This window comes from Coprococcus sp. AF16-22 (assembly GCF_003461545.1).
Classification (GTDB): domain Bacteria; phylum Bacillota; class Clostridia; order Lachnospirales; family Lachnospiraceae; genus Coprococcus; species Coprococcus aceti.
This window is the reverse complement of record NZ_QTXH01000001.1, coordinates 392,298-409,714: the sequence shown is the minus strand read 5'-3', so window position 1 is coordinate 409,714 and position 17,417 is coordinate 392,298. Positions and strand designations below refer to the sequence as shown.

Genomic DNA, 17,417 nt, shown 5'->3' with positions numbered 1-17,417 from the left:
ATGGAGCATGCATATTGTTTGGTTGATATTGAAGATACTGCTCATAGTTATCCTGTCGCTGGTGGGACTGGTAGTGCTTCTTGCACTTCTCGTATTGTTTGCGCCGGTGAGATACAGGGCGTACGTGAAGAAGGATGATGACATATTTGCGAAGTTCTCTGCCAGATGGCTTGGTTTTGTCCTGTGTTTTAAGGTTTTGTATGATTCGGACGGCCTTCGGTACAGGCTGAGGCTGTTTGGCGGAACCATCATGGGCAGCGAAAAAAGTGCCATACCGGAGCCGGAAGAAGAGGTATATTCTGAACCCGGGGAATACAGTCGGGCTGAGACAGAGGAAGAAGCTTCTGACAGTCCGGGATATGAAGACTATCCATCGGTGGAGCCGGAGGACAGGCAGTTTCTTCTTGAGGACAGCGAATTTGAGGAGCCCGTACCGGGGCCGCTCATCAGGCTGGGCAGAAGGATAGACAGTATGGCAAAGACGGTTGTATCGAAGTTCAAAGATCTGTCAGAGAAGTTTGCCAGTCTGAAAAAGAAAAAAGATGGCTATACTAAGCTTGTACACAATGTCAGAACAAAGGAAGCCATGAGAGTTTTCAAGGTTGAACTGATAAAGGTGTTAAAGCATCTTAAGCCCACAAAGCTTAAGGGGCAGATCATATATGGTGCGGATGACCCGGCAACAACAGGTGAGCGCCTGGGGTATATGAGCCTGCTTTTCCCGCTATACTATGATAATATAGATATAACACCGGATTTCTCTGAAGCCCGGCTGGAAGGAGACCTGTTCATGAAGGGCAGGATAAGACTTGGAACAATCGGCTGGAGCGTGCTGAAGGTGATCTGGAACAAGAATGTCAAGATAACTATTGCTCGATTAAAAAAGATATCAGGAGGAAATTGATATGGCAAATATGAATATTGAGGGAACACTTGGTTCTATGTTTAAGGGAATGGATGGCTTTATATCATCGAAATCGGTGGTTGGAGAGCCTGTGTATGTCGGTGACACGATCATTATTCCTCTTGTAGATGTCAATTTTGGTATGGCTGCCGGAGCGTTCAATAAGCAGGACGGCAACAAAGCTGCCGGAGGAATCGGAGCAAAGATGAGCCCGTCTGCTGTTCTTGTCGTCTCAGGAGGAAATACGAGACTTGTAAATCTCAAGAACCAGGATGCCGTAACAAAGATCATAGACATGGCCCCAGAGGTCGTAGATAAGGTCGTGGGTCTGTTCAAGAAGGACAAGACAGAGGAAGAGAAGAATGTTGACAAGGCGATAAATGATGTCGCACAGTCAGAGGAATCTGTCACAGAATAATAAATATCAGAATATATAATATAAGTAAGATTCAGTGCGTTGGGAAATGCATTATTAAAAAGTCACCACATATAATGATAATAAATCATTATGGTGGTGATTTTTTATCTGGAAAAAATTCACAGGATTTGCGTTTTTCTTCACAGCGGTGGGAGTGGTTATAGGATATTTCATAAGTGGATTTGTGGAATTTCTCATAATCGTTATATTATTGCTGTTATCTTATATATTCTCCTGCAGATAAAAAAATAAGAGTGATGATCCTTGAGGATCATCACTCTTATTTATACCAGAACTGAATCGGTGATATTATGCAAATATTATGCACGCTCGACCTTACCAGATCTTAAGCAAGATGTACAAACATAGATCTTCTTTGGTGTACCATCAACTACAGCCTTAACAGCCTTAACATTTGACTTCCACATCTTGTTTGCTCTTCTATGAGAGTGGCTCACTTTGATACCGAAATGAGCACCTTTATCACAAATTGAACATTTTGCCATAATAGCACCTCCTTCAATGAATAAACTAACTTTCTTCCTAAGTTCACAACAAGACATATAATAGCAGATTATTTTTCCATATGCAAGCAAAATATTTATTTTTTATTGGAAATGAAGAAATACTATAGAATAAAATTAGATTTATGCTATAATTGATGAGTAATTGTGTTTATAAGTCGGTAGATATGATGAACACTGGTGACTTTGTTAGAAAGGAGTCGTGTATGAAGGAATATATTAATAGCGATAACGGTAAAGTAAGTATAGATGAGAGTGTTGTTGCACAGGTTGCAGGACTTACAGCCCTTGACTGTTTTGGAATAGTAGGAATGGGAATAGTCAGTGTCAAGGACGGAATTGTAAAGCAGCTCCGCAGAGACAATGTTTCTAAGGGTGTAAATGTGCGTTTTGATGAGAATGGTGATATAGTTATTGAGCTGCACATAGTTGTTGCTTATGGCGTTAGTATAAAGGCTGTCACAGACAATCTTATGCAGTCGGTAAAGTACAAGGTAGAGGATTTTACGTCGTTTAAGGTCAGCCATATCAATGTCTATGTTGAAGATGTTAAAGTACTTGATTAGTTTGGAGGATAGAGTAAAGTGAGTAATACGATTGATGCGCTTGCACTGAAGAAAGCATTTATTGCCGGTGCCAATAATCTTGATAAGAACAAGGAATATATCAATGAACTTAATGTGTTCCCTGTGCCTGACGGAGATACAGGAACCAATATGACGCTGACAATCCTGTCTGCAGTGAAGGAGGTTGAGGCGGCACCTGATGATATGAAGTCCATAGCAAAGGCCATGTCCACAGGTTCGCTCAGAGGCGCCAGAGGTAACTCAGGTGTAATTTTGTCACAGCTTTTGAGAGGCTTCAGCAAGAAAGTGCAGGACGCAAGGACCATAGATGTTCACGTTATAGCAGACGCTTTTCAGAAGGCTGTGGAGACTGCATATAAGGCTGTCATGAAGCCTAAGGAGGGAACGATTCTCACAGTTGCCAAGGGCGTGGCGTCCAAGGCAAGGGAGTGTGCTGATGCAGATATGTCCCTTGCACAGTTCTGTGACGAGGTTATTGAATATGGAGATGCCGTTCTTGATTCCACTCCTGAGATGCTTCCGGTTCTGAAGGAAGCCGGCGTGGTCGATTCAGGTGGACAGGGACTCATGGTGGTGCTCAAGGGTGCTGTCGACTGTCTCATGGGCAGAGTTACAGTTGAACTCAGCAAGAACACAGGAACAGTGAATGTGGCAAGAACATCCACAGGCGCAGGCAACGATTCCATATCCACAGCGGATATAAAGTTTGGATATTGTACAGAGTTTATTATCAATCTTGAGAAGCCATATGGCGAGGCTGAGGAGGATGATCTGAAGAGCTTCCTCGAGTCTATAGGTGACTCGATAGTATGTGTATCTCTTGATGATATAGTTAAGATACATGTGCATACCAACCATCCTGGTCAGGCATTTGAAAAGGGTCTTACACTTGGATACCTTACTAATATGAAGATAGACAACATGAGGATAGAGCATCATGAGCGTGTTATCGGTCAGGCAGAGCGCGATGAGGCCGAGAAGCAGGAGGAAGAGAGACAGCACAGAAAGCAGGAGCATAAGGAGCCTCGTAAGAAGTATGGATTTATTACGGTATCCATGGGTGATGGTCTCAAGACTCTTTTTGAAGAGCTTGGAGCAGACCGTGTTATAGAAGGCGGACAGACCATGAATCCAAGCACTGAGGATATGCTCAATGCGATCGATGATGTGAATGCCGAGAATATATTTATACTTCCGAACAATAAGAATGTTGTTCTTGCGGCTAATCAGGCTGCAACTCTGTGTGAAGATAAGAATATAATTGTGATTCCAACCGCGAATGCTCCTCAGGGCATAAGCGCCATGATCGCATTCGACAGTACAGTCGATGTGGACGAGAACAGATCTGCCATGAAGTCGGCTGTCAAGAATGTCAAAAGCGGACAGGTAACTTATTCCGTAAGAGATACCTCGATCGATGGAAAGGCCATCAAGGAGGGCGATATCATGGGTATCGGCGATAAGGGGCTTGTCAGTGTTGGAAATGATATAGAGAATGTAACATTTGAACTGATCGCAGATGCGGTCGATGAGGATTCAGAGGTTATAAGCATATATAATGGTGCTGATGTGTCTGAGGAGGATGCGCAGAAGCTTGCTGGCAGAGTGGAGGAGGCATATCCGGACGTTGATGTGCAGTGCTACTATGGCGGACAGCCGATATACTATTATATAGTATCTGTGGAATAACTTTCTGTGTATCTGTGAGATCCGTTGTGAAGAGGTGTATGTATGGAATTGAATGACTCCATAAAGACAATAAAAGGCATAGGTGACAAGACTGCGTCGGCATTTGCCCGGCTTGGGATAGAGACGGTGAACGATCTGCTTCTCAATTACCCCAGGACATATGTCACCTATGAGGATCCGGTGGATATATCAGATCTGCAGGCGGGAAGCAGGCAGTCCGTGAGGGCTGTTGTGAACAGCCGTGCGGAGGTCAGAAAAGTACATGGACTGACCATAGTAATATTGTATGCAAAGGATTTCTCTGGGACAATTAAACTTACCTGGTTTAATTGTCCTTTTTTGCGTAATTTCTTTCATATAGGTCAGGAGTTTGTGTTTGTAGGAAATGTGGCTTATAAGGGCGGTATGATGACCATGACGCAGCCGGAATACTACACTGATGATAAATATGGCGAACTTACGCATGTTTGGCAGCCGGTGTACACGGTAACGCCCGGTATAACCTCAAAGACCATACAGAAGGCTGTGAGAGGCGCAGAGGAAGCCATAGACAGGCTTGAGGATTACCTGCATGACAATGTGCTTGATGAGTACCATATTATGGGTATACAAAAGGCTATCCACTCGATTCATTTTCCTCAGGATGAGCAGAAGCTCAAGGGGGCTGTGAAGAGGATGGCATTTGATGAATTTTACAGCTTTATATCAAACCTTCACAGGATAAAAGACGACAATGTGTATGCAGAAAATACATGTATAATAAACTGTGATGAGGAGGTCAGGACGTTTATTGAGAACTTGAGGTTCAGGCTTACCGGGGCGCAGATGAATGCGGTGCGTGATATGCTTGACGATATGCGCTCTGAACATGTCATGAACAGGCTGGTTCAGGGGGATGTCGGATCAGGAAAAACCATAGTTGCAGCAGCCGGATTATACGCAGTGGCTGCAAGTGGCTATCAGGGAGTGATCATGGCACCGACTGAGGTTCTGGCGGTTCAACATTACAAGGAGCTCAGTTCGCTGTTTGAGCCATACGGAATATCTGTGGGACTCCTGACGGGTTCCATGACAGCGAAAGAGAAAAGAGAGATGTACAGCCGCATCAAGAATATGGATGTGCAGGTTGTGGTCGGAACACATGCCCTCATACAGGACAAGGTGGAGTATGGAAGACTGGCGCTCGTTGTAACTGATGAGCAGCACAGATTCGGTGTAAAGCAGCGCGAGAGACTTGCGTCAAAGGGAGAAGCTCCGCACACGCTTGTTATGAGTGCCACACCTATTCCGAGAACCCTTGCGATCATCATGTATGGCGATCTTGACATTTCAGTTATAGATGAGCTCCCGGCGGGAAGAATCCCGATCAAGAACTGCGTTGTGGATGAGAGCTATAGGAAGACGGCTCTCGGCTTTATCATGAAGGAGGTCTCACAGGGGCATCAGATATATATAGTCTGCCCGATGGTGGAGGCCAGCGAAGTTCTGGACGATGTTGCAAATGTGACCGAGTATACGGAGGATCTGAAGAAGTCCATCAGGGATGGATATGGCGCTGACACTTCGGTGGTATGTTTGCACGGTAAGATGAAGGCGGAGGAAAAGAACAGGATACTCCAGGACTTTGCGGATGGTAAGATAAGCATTCTTGTCTCAACTACGGTCATAGAGGTTGGAATAAACAATCCAAATGCCACAGTTATGATGGTGGAGAATGCAGAGCGTTTTGGCCTTGCGCAGCTCCATCAGCTCAGGGGACGTGTAGGAAGAGGAAATCTCCAGTCGTACTGTATTTTCATGAGCGGAAAAAAGGATAAGGATACTATGGAGAGACTGAATGTTCTGGAGAAGTCAAATGACGGCTTCTATATAGCCGGTGAGGATCTCAAGATGAGGGGCCCGGGCGATTTCTTTGGAATAAGACAGAGCGGGGAGCTGATGTTCAAGGTTGGGGATATATACAATCATGCTGACATGCTTAGGGCGGCGCAGGACGTATACGACCGCTATGGACAGGAGATAGATGCGAAACTGATAAACAAAGGGGATGACAGGCTGTACACTATGCCTGTATTATAAATAAAAAAAGGGGGTATACCATGAAAAATAAGAAAACGATAGTTATGGGAATAATTATTGGCATTTTGCTGATAATTATAGCGGTTATGGGATATGTGATCGCTTCGGGAAAGAAAGGTGATTCCGTTAAGAAAGAAACGCTGCAGGAGACTTCTGCAGGCACAGAAGAAGTGAAAAGTGCTGACAATACGGGCGATACAACTGAGTCGTCAGAAAAACAGGATGACCAATCCCTGGATATTGCAGGCGATTTCTATGCTGAGATAGGACATGATACCACGTGGGAGGCAGATGGCAAAAAGTGTGCTACAGAGAGCATCAACATATATAACAACACATCTGCGTCTGCAAAGGATTGGAAGCTTGAGATTACATATAAGGGAACTCCGGCTGTAGATCAGATATGGGGCGGAGAGTACAAGATATCAGGCAAAACAGTGTCAATAAAGGCCGTGGATTACACCCAGGAGATACCGGCTAAGGGCAGTATCAACCTCGGATATAATTTTTCTTCAGATGACCTCGCCGTTGAGAAATACGTGCTGTATGTAAATGACACACAGTACAGCGGAGATGGTCTTAAGATGGTAGCATCAGCGCCTGAGAAGACCGACAGCAATGAAACAAGCGGAGGCGGGAAAAATACAGAATCCGCTGCCATTGAGAAGAAAAACAATACAAATGTTCCGGGAGAGATCCCATTTGAAACACATGGAAAACTTTCGGTAAAAGGAACGGATATAGTGGACATGAATGGAGACAAATATCAGCTTAAGGGTGTCAGCACCCATGGAATCACATGGTTCCCTGATTATGTGAATAAGGAAGCCTTTGAGACTCTGCGGGATGACTGGGGTGCAAATCTTATAAGACTTGCGATGTATACGGATACAGGAGACAGCTACGGATACTGCAGTGGCGGAGATAAGGACGAGATACTTGCTCTTGTCGACAAAGGAGTTAGTGCAGCGACTGAGCTTGGCATGTATGTCATAGTTGACTGGCACATACTAAGCGACAGTGATCCGAATAATCATATAGATGATGCAAAAGAATTCTTTGACAAGGTATCTAAGAAATATGCGGCACAGGAGAATGTCATATATGAGATCTGCAACGAGCCGAATGGTGGAACCCAGTGGAGCAGTGTCAAGTCGTATGCCGAGACTATAATACCGGTCATCAGGGCAAACGACAAAGATGCTCTGATAATCGTGGGAACTCCAAACTGGAGCCAGGATGTCGATATTGCGTCACAGGATCCGATAACCGGTTATGACAACATCATGTACGCAGTGCATTTTTATGCGGCTACCCACAAGGATGACCTGAGAAATAAGGTTAAGACGGCTCTGGACAACGGACTTCCTGTATTTGTGAGTGAGTTCAGCCTGTGCGATGCATCGGGCAATGGAGGTATTGATTACGATTCATCTGACGAGTGGTTCGAGCTTATAAACGAGAATAATCTCAGCTATTCATCATGGAGTCTGTGTAACAAGAATGAGACATCGGCACTTATAAAGTCTGATTCAACAGCCACGGGCAGCTTTTCCGATGGAGATCTGTCGGATACCGGAAAATACGTGAGAGACAGAATAATGGGAAAATAGAGTGAAGATTGGAAGCTCTTCTTGTAATTTCGCAGAAGGCATGGTATAAGAATGTCTGGCGGAGAACGTTTACAATAAACAGTACATATAGATAGGAGATTAATATGAGGGTTATTGCCGGTAGTGCAAGAAGTCTGAAGTTGGTGACGGTTGATTCGATGGATACCAGACCGACAACGGACAGGATAAAAGAAACCTTGTTTAATATGCTCTCAAATGATATTCCGGGATGTCGGTTCCTTGATGTGTTCAGCGGAAGTGGAGCTATTGGAATAGAGGCGCTCAGCCGTGGGGCAGACATGGCAGTATTTGTTGAGAACAGCAGAAAGGCAGTGGAGTGTATCAATAAAAACCTTGCGTTTACAAAGCTTGCCGACAGGGCGCAGGTATTGTCAGCGGATGCTGTTCAGGCAGTGGGGATGCTGGGGAGACAGGGGAAGGCATTCGATGTAATATTTATGGATCCTCCATATGGAAAGCTTTTGGAAAAGGCTGTGCTTGAAAGGCTTGCAGGTTCACCTCTGATGGATGATGACACAATGGTCATTGTGGAGTCGGATCTTGACACGGATTTTGATTATCTTGATGATCTGGGACTGGAGCTTTATAAGACGAAGAAATATAAGACCAATAAACATACATTTATATATAGGAGACTGGAAGATGAGTAGAGCTATTTATCCGGGAAGTTTTGATCCGGTGACACTTGGCCACCTGGATATAATTAAGAGATCTGCGGAAATGTTTGATGAGCTTATAGTCGGGGTGCTCAATAATACCGCAAAATCTCCATTGTTTTCTTTGGAAGAACGTGTTAATATGTTAAAGAATGTAGTCTCAGATATCCCGAACGTGAAAGTTATGGGTTTTGGAGGACTGCTGGTGGATTTTGCAAGACAGAACGACGTGAAGGTCATAGTGAGAGGCCTTCGGGCTGTGTCGGATTTTGAGTATGAATTACAGATTGCCCAGAGCAACAGGAAAGTTGCCCCGGATATTGACACGGTTTTTCTTGCAACCAGTATTGAGTATTCGTACCTTAGCTCAAGCGTGGTCAAGGAATATGCGAGCTTTGGTGTGGATGTACATGATTTTATCCCGGAGGAGATCAGGGATACATTGAGAGACCGATATTCGACAGACAGAGACTGACAGACGAAGGAAGAATTTTTGGATAGATTATTAGGAGGAGAAAAACATGGCAAGAAAAGGTATTGAAGAGATGATCAGTGAGATAGAGATATTTATTGACAATTGTAAGTATCAGCCATTGTCATCCAGTAAGATTATTGTACCAAAGGAAGATCTGGAGCAGATGGTGGGCGAACTCAAGCTCAAGCTGCCTAATGAGATAGAGAGATGTAAGAAGATCATGAGAAACAAGGAGGCTATACTTGCAGATGCAAGAGCGAGAGCTGATTCTATCATCACAGAGTCTGTTGCAGAGGCAAACAGACTGGTTGATCAGAGCCAGATAGTTGAGCTTGCCAACATCAGAGCGAATGAGATAACAGACATGGCGAGAAGTCAGGCTGAACAGATCATCGCTGAGGCGAATGCAGATGCCAGGGAAGTCAGAGCAGGTTCTATGTACTATTCAAAGGACAAGCTCACAGAGATCAGCCAGTATATAAATGCAACACTTCAGGCAGAGAGAGCAAACTATGAGAATCTCATTAAGTCTCTTGAGGACAATGCGGCAAGAGTTGCTGACAATATGGCAGAGCTTGATTCAAGCATAGCTCAGATCAATGGCGTTCCTGAGCAGGTACAGCCAAGTGCTGACGATTCAGCATTTGCTGATGATGACAACACAGATTACAATGTATACGGCAAGACAGAGTATTCATCAGACGACTCTGACGATGAGGATTATGATGACGAGGATGATGATGAATATGACGACGAGGATGAGGATGATGAGGAGTTCCTCGACGAGTAATCACGCCAGATGATACAGGATGTATTTACAGAAACATCATATAGAAAATGAAACACAGGAAGGCACATACTGTTTTCCCTGTTGTGTATTTTATGAATGACAGCCCGGATATTCTTATCATATCACGGCTTTGGAACAAGGCTGATAGCCCTCCAAAGGCAGTGAGTGAGAGAATGAGGGCTGTCTTTATTTTTGTGGAAATATCCATGCCGTATAATATTGGAACACCGCTGCCTATCTCCAGATATGCGGATATGATGGTGCAAGCATCGCCTGAAAAGTATCTGCACATAAGATTTCCTGCAATGGCAAATATGACCATGTACACACCGATCACAGTTATATTGTGTACCGAGCTGCTTATTATGTCAGAATACGTATTTTCTGGATTCCCTGAATTGGGGCTCTGGTTGTCTGATGATACCTGGACTGTTGCGGCAGTAAGCAGCTCCGTGGAAGTGCTGGAGCGGTGGGATGACATATATGACAGAGTAAGCGCTATTACAGTATAAATGATCTGTGGAAGATATACAGCCTCGATCAGCCGTGCAAACGATATATATTCCATCAAATGATCCCTGTATATGTAATTGTAAAGAAACATCGGACTTATATTGTTGCACATCGGGAGTAGGCTCTGACATACGTTTTCAGAGATGATCCTCTTTCGGTAAAAGAAAGCTATGATGATCGTGCCTGTGGGAAAACCGCATAGCAGGCCTATTATAAAGATGATCGCATATGCGCAGCATTTTGATACCTGTATCGATCTGAGAAAGCTGGTTATAACACCGGTCAGCAGCATAAAGGGGAGCAGAATAGGCACAATGGATGAGTACCATAGCTGTAACCCCTGGGTGCATCCGGATCTGATGATGTCTGAATTTAAACATGCAAATATTATAATTGAAGCTGTTAGAATTATATAACATACGTTCTTCATATGCCAATTGTATTCATTTTATAGAGCAAATATGATAAATAAGAATATGTCATATAACTATGACAGGTTGTTCAAAATCGGTCTTTATACTGATTTTGTATTTGTTGTATACCATGTTTCTGTATATGTCTGCGGCTTTTATGTCGTATGAGAACATGGACAGACCTGTGGAATCTGTATTTTTGTATATCTCGGCTGAACGGGTTATGATCGGTACCTGCGAAGCCTTTTTCATGCTTTTTATCACGGCACCTGCATCTTTTTTTAGTCCAAGAAGCTTGATGTAGGCTATCCAGCCGTTTTCTTTAAAATGGGAATAGTCATCACATCTCAGGTCTGTGATGGTGTGCAGCAGACCTCTCTGAATGTGCGTGAGAGTATAATTCCTGCATTTAAGTGCTGTTGCGGTCTCAGTAAAGGATAGATTTGTGTCAAGCCTGGAGAGACGGTTGCAGAGATCTCTATCCATGTCAACGATGTCATCCGTGCACGGAGCAAGTATCCTTCGTGCTGACAGGAGATGAGACAGGTCGTCGTCGAACATCGGAAATGACTTTCTGTACGCGTTTTGCAGGATGTTGTAGCAACTGTCAGGAATGTGGCGCCTTAAGCTTTCAACATCACTTGACCGGAGTAGCTCACGTATGGCTGAGGCCGAACAGATGTCGTTGTCGGTGGCAGTGCTGTTGTATTCTGATAAGATCCTTCTGATCGGGACAGTTTTGATCCTGGAGTCTGTCTGTATAAGAGTAGCAATATACTCTATGGCCAGAATGTTGTTCGGGCTTGCCAGGATACGGTCAAGATCAGCGCTGGTATAACCGGTAAGGTTCTGGTTCTGCAGATACTCGGAGATGGCGGCTGCTCTGGCTGATCCATATGAGATGCCCGAAGATACGGATTTTCTTATGGATTCCGATACCTGTGGCGGTTCATTGACGGTGAGTTCGGCAATTTTTTGCAGAAGATCAATGTCATCACATTCTGCGCCGAATGAGATATAGTCTATGCCATCAAGAGCGTTCATCATGCAGACTGCGGCATGTGCATAGTCTCTGGCACTTGATGATGCGTATACAAATGGAATCTCGAACACAGCGTCTACACCGCATCTCAAAGCGATCTCGGTTCTTGTGTGCTTATCTGCTATGGCAGGAACGCCTCTCTGAAGAAAATTGCCGCTCATAAAGCATATGACATGTTCGGCACCAGTTAGAAGCTTCGCCTGCTGTATCTGATATTCGTGTCCCTTGTGAAATGGATTGTATTCGCAAACTATGCCTACTGTGCTCATGGCTCCTCCTTGAAATGCGTGTTTTATAACCTGTCACGATTTATAATGCCTTTGTCGGTAAAGTTTATTCTATCTTAATAATTAATGGCTGTAAAGTGTGTTATAATGACGGGCATAAAGATGTTAAGTGAAAAATTCAAGATGCGGCATTGTTCTGATGCCGATGATCCCCACATACCAGACAGATATTGATTAATTAAGTGAAGGCAGCCAATTTATGGTTGACAAAGTGGCAATAATCTAATACTATATTAAAAGATAATCGAACATATGTTTAGGAGGAAGATACAATGGCGAATAATTCCGGTAATGTAAATATTGATGATAAGAGAAAGGCATTGGATGCCGCTATAGCACAGATAGAGAAGCAGTATGGTAAGGGTTCGGTGATGAAGCTTGGCGATTCCAATGCGAATATGAATATAGATGTGATCCCTACAGGATCCCTCAGCCTTGATATAGCACTTGGACTTGGCGGTGTGCCTAGAGGAAGAATCATAGAGGTGTTCGGACCTGAGTCGAGTGGTAAGACGACGGTAGCACTTCACATTGTTGCTGAGATACAGAAGAGAGGCGGAATCGCAGGCTTTATAGATGCCGAGCATGCACTTGATCCGACATATGCCAAGAACATAGGTGTAGATATAGACAATCTTTACATATCACAGCCTGACTGCGGAGAGCAGGCGCTTGAGATCACAGAGACCATGGTCAGATCGGGAGCGGTTGATGTCGTTATCGTGGACTCTGTTGCTGCACTTGTACCAAAGGCAGAGATAGACGGAGAGATGGGCGATTCGCATATGGGACTTCATGCCAGACTTATGTCACAGGCGCTCAGAAAGCTCACTGCTGTTGTCAGCAAGACCAACTGTGTTGTCATATTTATCAATCAGCTTAGAGAGAAGGTTGGAGTTGTGTTCGGTAACCCTGAGGTTACAACAGGTGGTCGTGCACTTAAGTTCTATGCTTCCGTAAGACTTGACGTAAGAAGAATTGATACGCTCAGACAGGGCGGTGAGATCGTAGGTAACAGAACAAGAGTTAAGATAGTTAAGAACAAGGTGGCTCCTCCATTCAAGGAGGCTGAGTTCGATATCGTGTTCGGCAAGGGTATATCTAAGGTTGGAGATATTCTTGATCTTGCTGTTGCGAACGACATAGTGGATAAGTCCGGTGCATGGTACGCATACAACGGCAATAAGATAGGTCAGGGAAGAGAGAATGCGAAGGCATATCTTGAGAACAATACAGCTATCTGTGATGAGATAGAGCAGAAGGTAAGAGAGGCGGTTGGTGTTGCCGGAGAGTCTGCCGAGAACACTGTAGATGATGGAGCAGATGAGTAGGATCGCAACTGTCACTGATATCAGGAAGATCGATGATAAAAGGTTTTGTCTGTTTGTGGACTATGAGCCTTTTTCATCGGTCTATGCATCGGATATACGAAGATTACATCTTGCCTGTGACGGTGAGATAGAATGGAGTAAACTTGAGGAATTCAGACGGGACTATCTGTTCAAACGTGCCATGAACAAGGCTGTGAACTCCATAAAATTTTCGGACAAGTGTGAATACGATATCAGGCAGAAGCTTAAGGATCTGTATTACGACGAAGAGATCGTGGATCAGACCATCGACAAACTGAAGTCGTATGGATATATAGATGATTACAGGTATGCATGTGGATATATACGCAGAAACTCCGCTAAAAAAGGCATTCGTGTCATACGATTTGAATTGCAGGCAAAGCATATAGGCCAGGATATTATCGATCTGGCTGTGGAAGACTCAGACATATCAGACGAAAGCGACAGGATAACACACATTTTACAAAAAAAATACACTGTGGAAGAACTGACTGAAAAGCGTGATAAAGTCTATGCATACATGTACAGCAAGGGTTTTGACAGGCGTAAGGTTTCTGAGTGTATACGAAATATTGTCTCTGATATTACTTGACATAACATCTTAAAAATATTAAACTTAAATAGTTGTATTCTTGTACAATGAAAACTTAATAAGGAGGTGCTCCTGTGAATTCACCAATAGTATGGGGAATAATCGCTGTTGTTGTAGTTGCACTGCTTGTTGCTACATGGTTTATCGCTATTGCATATCGCAAGAACATAGTAGAGACCAAGATAGGAAGAGCAGAGTCACAGGCAAGAGAGATTATTGACGAAGCTCAGAAGACCGCCGAGGCTAAGAAGCGCGAGATACTGCTTGAGGCAAAGGAAGATTCCCTTAAGACACGTAATGACCTTGAAAAGGAAGTAAAGGACAGACGTGGAGAACTTTCACGTATGGAGAAGAGAATTCTTGCACGTGAAGAGAATCTTGATAAGAAGACTGAGGCAGTTGAGAAGAAGGAAGCTAGTTTAGCTAACAAGGAAAGCGCACTGGACAAGCAGAAGGCTAAGGTTGAAGAGTTACAGGCGAAACGTTTACAGGAACTTGAAAGAATTTCAGGTTTGACCTCTGAACAAGCAAAAGAATACTTATTAAAGACTGTTGAAGATGAAGTAAAGCATGAAACAGCAGTTATGGTCAAGGAATTAGAAACCAGAGCTAAAGAAGAAGCGAACAAGAAGGCGAAGGAGTATGTTGTCAATGCAATACAGAGATGTGCGGTTGATCATATCTCAGAGACAACGATCTCATTAGTTCAGTTACCTAACGACGAGATGAAGGGTAGGATAATTGGTAGAGAGGGTAGAAATATTCGTACCCTTGAAACTCTCACAGGTGTAGATCTTATCATAGACGATACTCCTGAGGCAGTTATCTTATCAAGCTTTGATCCGGTAAGACGTGAGGTAGCAAGAATTGCACTTGAGAAACTCATCGTGGATGGTAGAATCCATCCAGCCAGAATCGAAGAGATGGTTGAGAAAGCGCAGAAGGAAGTTGAAAACATGATGCGCGAGGAAGGTGAAGCTGCTACTCTTGAGGTAGGAATTCACGGAATCCATCCAGAGCTGGTAAGACTTCTTGGAAAGTTGAAATTTAGAACAAGCTACGGACAGAACGCATTGAAGCACTCTGTTGAGGTAGCTCAGTTGTGTGGTTTGTTGGCCGGAGAGATAGGTGTCGATATCAAGGTTGCAAAGCGTGCTGGATTACTCCATGATATAGGTAAATCACTTGATCATGAGATGGAGGGTTCACATGTTCAGATCGGTGCAGATCTTTGTAGAAAGTACAAAGAGTCAGCGCTTGTTGTCAATGCGGTAGAATCACATCACGGTGATGTTGAGCCTGAGTCATTGATAGCACTTCTGGTACAGGCTGCAGATACAATTTCTGCTGCAAGACCGGGAGCAAGAAGAGAGACCTTGGAGACTTATACTACAAGACTTAAGAAGTTAGAGGATATTGCTAATTCTCATAAGGGTGTAGATAAGACATTTGCTATTCAGGCAGGTAGAGAAATTCGTGTAATGGTAGTTCCTGAGCATGTAAGCGATTCTGATATGGTATTGCTGGCTAGAGATATTGCAAAGCAGATCGAAGACGAGCTTGAGTATCCTGGACAGATTAAGGTAAATATTATAAGAGAGTCACGCGTGACAGATTACGCAAAATAAAAATTAGGGTTTGTAGAGATGATCTACAAACCCTTTTTATGATTTGTCATATAATGAAGATAACATCAAGCCGGTGCTTGAAGATAATTGAGGTGTATATGTTTCGTAATTTGTATGCATGATGAACTATGAAAACGGGAAGATAGGTGATCGATAAATGGAGAAATTTAAGAAAATAAAAACTGAAGTGGCTTACAGGGCGCATGTGTTTGATGTATATAACGACTATCTTGAACTGCCTGACGGCAGAAATGTTGTATATGATCTGATAAAGCATCATCCGGGAGCGTGCATCCTTCCGGTGAAAGACGATGGATCGATCATATTGATAAAACAGTACAGGAATTCTATTGATGATATAACCTACGAGGTTCCGGCTGGTTTTATCGATGAGGGAGAGGCTCCTGAAGATGCAGCCAGAAGAGAACTCAGGGAAGAGACTGGGTTTACTGCGAAGGTCGTGGAATATGTGACAAGGACTGTTCTGGCTATCGGTACAAGTGATGAACAGACTTACGTGTATATAGGCATGGGACTTACCGGAGGAACATGTGCATTGGACGAGAATGAATTTATAGAGACCGAGGAGATAGGTCTTGATGATGCACTCAATATGATAAGAGATGGCAGGATAGTGGATTCCAAAACAATAATTGCAATCTACGCATATTGGGGTAAGAAATGCTCCCAAACAAGCAATCACATAATTTGAAACATAGAAAATTCAACTGAAACATTGTCGGAATTAAAAAATGTGAAATATTTTTGAAAAGAATTATGTCAATATCTAGTATACATAATTTGATCGCGCACCGCATTTTGTACTTTTGCTAAAAATGCCGTGAAGCCTTGATTTTACTTGTTAAAATAGTGTTTGATTTTATTTACATTTATATTTATAATATAATTCAGTCTACATAACTAAGGGGATAAATTAGTGGAACAATACATAGACAGATATGTTGATTATTTAAGAAATGTAAAAAAATCCAGCGAGAATACTGTTGCATCATATCGGAGAGATCTGATAAAATTCTACAGGTATTTTGACGAGAAGGGCATAACGAGGATTGATGATATTAATGAAACTTATATCACTTCGTATGTGTTGGAAATGGAGAAACAGGGGATGTCCATGGCTACGGTGTCACGTAACATTGCATCCATAAAGTCATTCTATGCCTATCTCATGAGGGAGAGGATTGTGAATGAGGATCCAACGGAGAATATCAAGCCTCCGAAGATCGTGAAGAAGGTTCCTGAGACGCTTACCATAAGTGAGGTGAACAAGCTTCTCGACCAGCCTACCAACAAGACTCCAAAGGAGATCAGGGATAAGGCGATGCTGGAGCTGTTGTATGCTACAGGAATACGTGTTACAGAGCTTGTGACATTGAAACTCACGGATGTCAACATAAAGCTTGGGTTCATTGAGTGCCACGACGGCGACAGGGTGAGGACTGTTCCGGTTGCGGAGGTTGCTCAGAGAGCCCTCAGCAGATATATTACTGAGGTGCGCGATGATATGAGTGGAGGCAGTGATTATCTGTTCTTCAACTGCAAGGGTGCACCTATGACGAGACAGGGATTCTGGAAGATAATAAAGTATTATGCGGCTAAGGCCGGCATAGATAAGGATATAACACCTCATATGATAAGGCATTCATTTGCCTCGCATATGTTGGGGAATGGAGCGGATATAAAGTCTGTTCAAGAGATGCTTGGACATGTGGATATTGCGACAACCCAGATATATCTTACAAATAAGCAGAGTAAGCTCAAGGAAGAATATGCAAAGGCATATCCGAGGGCCTAACAAATAACTTATAAACTA

The 17,417-nt window shown here is 43.4% G+C and carries 17 protein-coding genes; 15 read left to right on the top strand and 2 right to left on the bottom strand.

Annotated elements, in window-relative coordinates:
* Positions 1-7: 7 nt before the first annotated feature.
* Positions 8-904, top strand: a complete 897-nt coding sequence (locus tag DWW60_RS01820; protein ID WP_117549020.1) for a DUF2953 domain-containing protein — start codon at positions 8-10, stop codon at positions 902-904.
* A gap of 1 nt (position 905) precedes the next feature.
* Positions 906-1,322, top strand: coding sequence for a GerW family sporulation protein (locus DWW60_RS01815; RefSeq protein WP_117549019.1), 417 nt, complete (start codon positions 906-908; stop codon positions 1,320-1,322).
* A 320-nt stretch (positions 1,323-1,642) separates the two neighbouring features.
* On the opposite strand, the gene rpmB is transcribed toward DWW60_RS01815, so the two are convergent.
* Positions 1,643-1,828, bottom strand: a complete 186-nt coding sequence (gene rpmB, locus DWW60_RS01810) for a 50S ribosomal protein L28 (RefSeq protein ID WP_022059057.1) — start codon at positions 1,826-1,828, stop codon at positions 1,643-1,645.
* 224 nt (positions 1,829-2,052) lie between these two features.
* Here rpmB and DWW60_RS01805 point away from each other — a divergent pair, with 224 nt between their 5' ends.
* From DWW60_RS01805 to DWW60_RS13360, 8 genes are all read left to right on the top strand, one after another.
* Positions 2,053-2,412, top strand: coding sequence for an Asp23/Gls24 family envelope stress response protein (locus DWW60_RS01805; protein WP_015534873.1), 360 nt, complete (start codon positions 2,053-2,055; stop codon positions 2,410-2,412).
* A gap of 18 nt (positions 2,413-2,430) precedes the next feature.
* Positions 2,431-4,122 (top strand): DAK2 domain-containing protein, encoded by a 1,692-nt coding sequence (locus DWW60_RS01800; RefSeq protein WP_055144575.1) that lies wholly within the window; start codon positions 2,431-2,433, stop codon positions 4,120-4,122.
* Positions 4,123-4,164: 42 nt separating this feature from the next.
* A complete protein-coding gene (recG, locus tag DWW60_RS01795; protein WP_117874246.1) occupies positions 4,165-6,201 on the top strand; it encodes an ATP-dependent DNA helicase RecG in 2,037 nt (678 codons plus the stop codon).
* A gap of 20 nt (positions 6,202-6,221) precedes the next feature.
* Positions 6,222-7,814 carry a cellulase family glycosylhydrolase gene (locus tag DWW60_RS01790; protein ID WP_117874245.1) on the top strand — a complete coding sequence of 531 codons (1,593 nt, stop codon included), beginning with the start codon at positions 6,222-6,224 and terminating at the stop codon, positions 7,812-7,814.
* Positions 7,815-7,918: 104 nt separating this feature from the next.
* Positions 7,919-8,485 (top strand): 16S rRNA (guanine(966)-N(2))-methyltransferase RsmD, encoded by a 567-nt coding sequence (gene rsmD / locus DWW60_RS01785; RefSeq protein WP_117874244.1) that lies wholly within the window; start codon positions 7,919-7,921, stop codon positions 8,483-8,485.
* Positions 8,478-8,966 carry a pantetheine-phosphate adenylyltransferase gene (gene coaD, locus DWW60_RS01780; RefSeq protein WP_117549014.1) on the top strand — a complete coding sequence of 163 codons (489 nt, stop codon included), beginning with the start codon at positions 8,478-8,480 and terminating at the stop codon, positions 8,964-8,966. The genes rsmD and coaD overlap by 8 nt, the downstream gene beginning before the upstream one ends.
* A 46-nt stretch (positions 8,967-9,012) precedes the next feature.
* The gene (locus tag DWW60_RS01775; RefSeq protein ID WP_117549013.1) at positions 9,013-9,756 is read left to right on the top strand and encodes a hypothetical protein; all 744 of its coding nucleotides are present in this window, start codon (positions 9,013-9,015) and stop codon (positions 9,754-9,756) included.
* A 206-nt stretch (positions 9,757-9,962) separates the two neighbouring features.
* Positions 9,963-10,268, top strand: a complete 306-nt coding sequence (locus tag DWW60_RS13360; protein ID WP_147341842.1) for a hypothetical protein — start codon at positions 9,963-9,965, stop codon at positions 10,266-10,268.
* 480 nt (positions 10,269-10,748) lie between these two features.
* Here DWW60_RS13360 and DWW60_RS01760 read toward each other — a convergent pair whose 3' ends face one another.
* Entirely contained in the window at positions 10,749-11,993 is a 1,245-nt protein-coding gene (locus DWW60_RS01760; RefSeq protein WP_117874242.1) for a tRNA(Met) cytidine acetate ligase, read from the bottom strand.
* 290 nt (positions 11,994-12,283) lie between these two features.
* Between DWW60_RS01760 and recA the strand changes: the two genes are divergently transcribed.
* The 5 genes from recA (at position 12,284) to xerD (ending at position 17,399) form a co-directional block, all read left to right on the top strand.
* Positions 12,284-13,342 carry a recombinase RecA gene (gene recA / locus DWW60_RS01755; RefSeq protein WP_022216537.1) on the top strand — a complete coding sequence of 353 codons (1,059 nt, stop codon included), beginning with the start codon at positions 12,284-12,286 and terminating at the stop codon, positions 13,340-13,342.
* Positions 13,335-13,955 carry a regulatory protein RecX gene (locus DWW60_RS01750; RefSeq protein WP_117549446.1) on the top strand — a complete coding sequence of 207 codons (621 nt, stop codon included), beginning with the start codon at positions 13,335-13,337 and terminating at the stop codon, positions 13,953-13,955. The genes recA and DWW60_RS01750 overlap by 8 nt, the downstream gene beginning before the upstream one ends.
* Positions 13,956-14,029: 74 nt before the next feature.
* A complete protein-coding gene (rny, locus tag DWW60_RS01745) occupies positions 14,030-15,583 on the top strand; it encodes a ribonuclease Y (protein ID WP_022216535.1) in 1,554 nt (517 codons plus the stop codon).
* Positions 15,584-15,740: 157 nt separating this feature from the next.
* On the top strand, positions 15,741-16,295 hold the full coding sequence (locus DWW60_RS01740) for an NUDIX hydrolase (RefSeq protein ID WP_117874241.1): 555 nt from the start codon (positions 15,741-15,743) through the stop codon (positions 16,293-16,295).
* 225 nt (positions 16,296-16,520) lie between these two features.
* Entirely contained in the window at positions 16,521-17,399 is an 879-nt protein-coding gene (gene xerD / locus DWW60_RS01735) for a site-specific tyrosine recombinase XerD (RefSeq protein ID WP_117549009.1), read from the top strand.
* Positions 17,400-17,417 lie beyond the last annotated feature (18 nt).

What these genes read in the sequence shown, in the direction of transcription:
- rsmD (WP_117874244.1), top strand. Translation starts at nt 7,919, where the DNA reads ATGAGGGTTATTGCCGGTAGTGCAAGAAGTCTGAAGTTGGTGACGGTT.
- DWW60_RS01740 (WP_117874241.1), top strand. Translation starts at nt 15,741, where the DNA reads ATGGAGAAATTTAAGAAAATAAAAACTGAAGTGGCTTACAGGGCGCAT.
- DWW60_RS01815 (WP_117549019.1), top strand. Translation starts at nt 906, where the DNA reads ATGGCAAATATGAATATTGAGGGAACACTTGGTTCTATGTTTAAGGGA.
- DWW60_RS01805 (WP_015534873.1), top strand. Translation starts at nt 2,053, where the DNA reads ATGAAGGAATATATTAATAGCGATAACGGTAAAGTAAGTATAGATGAG.
- DWW60_RS13360 (WP_147341842.1), top strand. Translation starts at nt 9,963, where the DNA reads ATGCCGTATAATATTGGAACACCGCTGCCTATCTCCAGATATGCGGAT.
- DWW60_RS01820 (WP_117549020.1), top strand. Translation starts at nt 8, where the DNA reads ATGCATATTGTTTGGTTGATATTGAAGATACTGCTCATAGTTATCCTG.
- DWW60_RS01775 (WP_117549013.1), top strand. Translation starts at nt 9,013, where the DNA reads ATGGCAAGAAAAGGTATTGAAGAGATGATCAGTGAGATAGAGATATTT.
- DWW60_RS01760 (WP_117874242.1), bottom strand. Translation starts at nt 11,993, where the DNA reads ATGAGCACAGTAGGCATAGTTTGCGAATACAATCCATTTCACAAGGGA.
- coaD (WP_117549014.1), top strand. Translation starts at nt 8,478, where the DNA reads ATGAGTAGAGCTATTTATCCGGGAAGTTTTGATCCGGTGACACTTGGC.
- rpmB (WP_022059057.1), bottom strand. Translation starts at nt 1,828, where the DNA reads ATGGCAAAATGTTCAATTTGTGATAAAGGTGCTCATTTCGGTATCAAA.
- DWW60_RS01750 (WP_117549446.1), top strand. Translation starts at nt 13,335, where the DNA reads ATGAGTAGGATCGCAACTGTCACTGATATCAGGAAGATCGATGATAAA.
- recA (WP_022216537.1), top strand. Translation starts at nt 12,284, where the DNA reads ATGGCGAATAATTCCGGTAATGTAAATATTGATGATAAGAGAAAGGCA.
- DWW60_RS01790 (WP_117874245.1), top strand. Translation starts at nt 6,222, where the DNA reads ATGAAAAATAAGAAAACGATAGTTATGGGAATAATTATTGGCATTTTG.
- recG (WP_117874246.1), top strand. Translation starts at nt 4,165, where the DNA reads ATGGAATTGAATGACTCCATAAAGACAATAAAAGGCATAGGTGACAAG.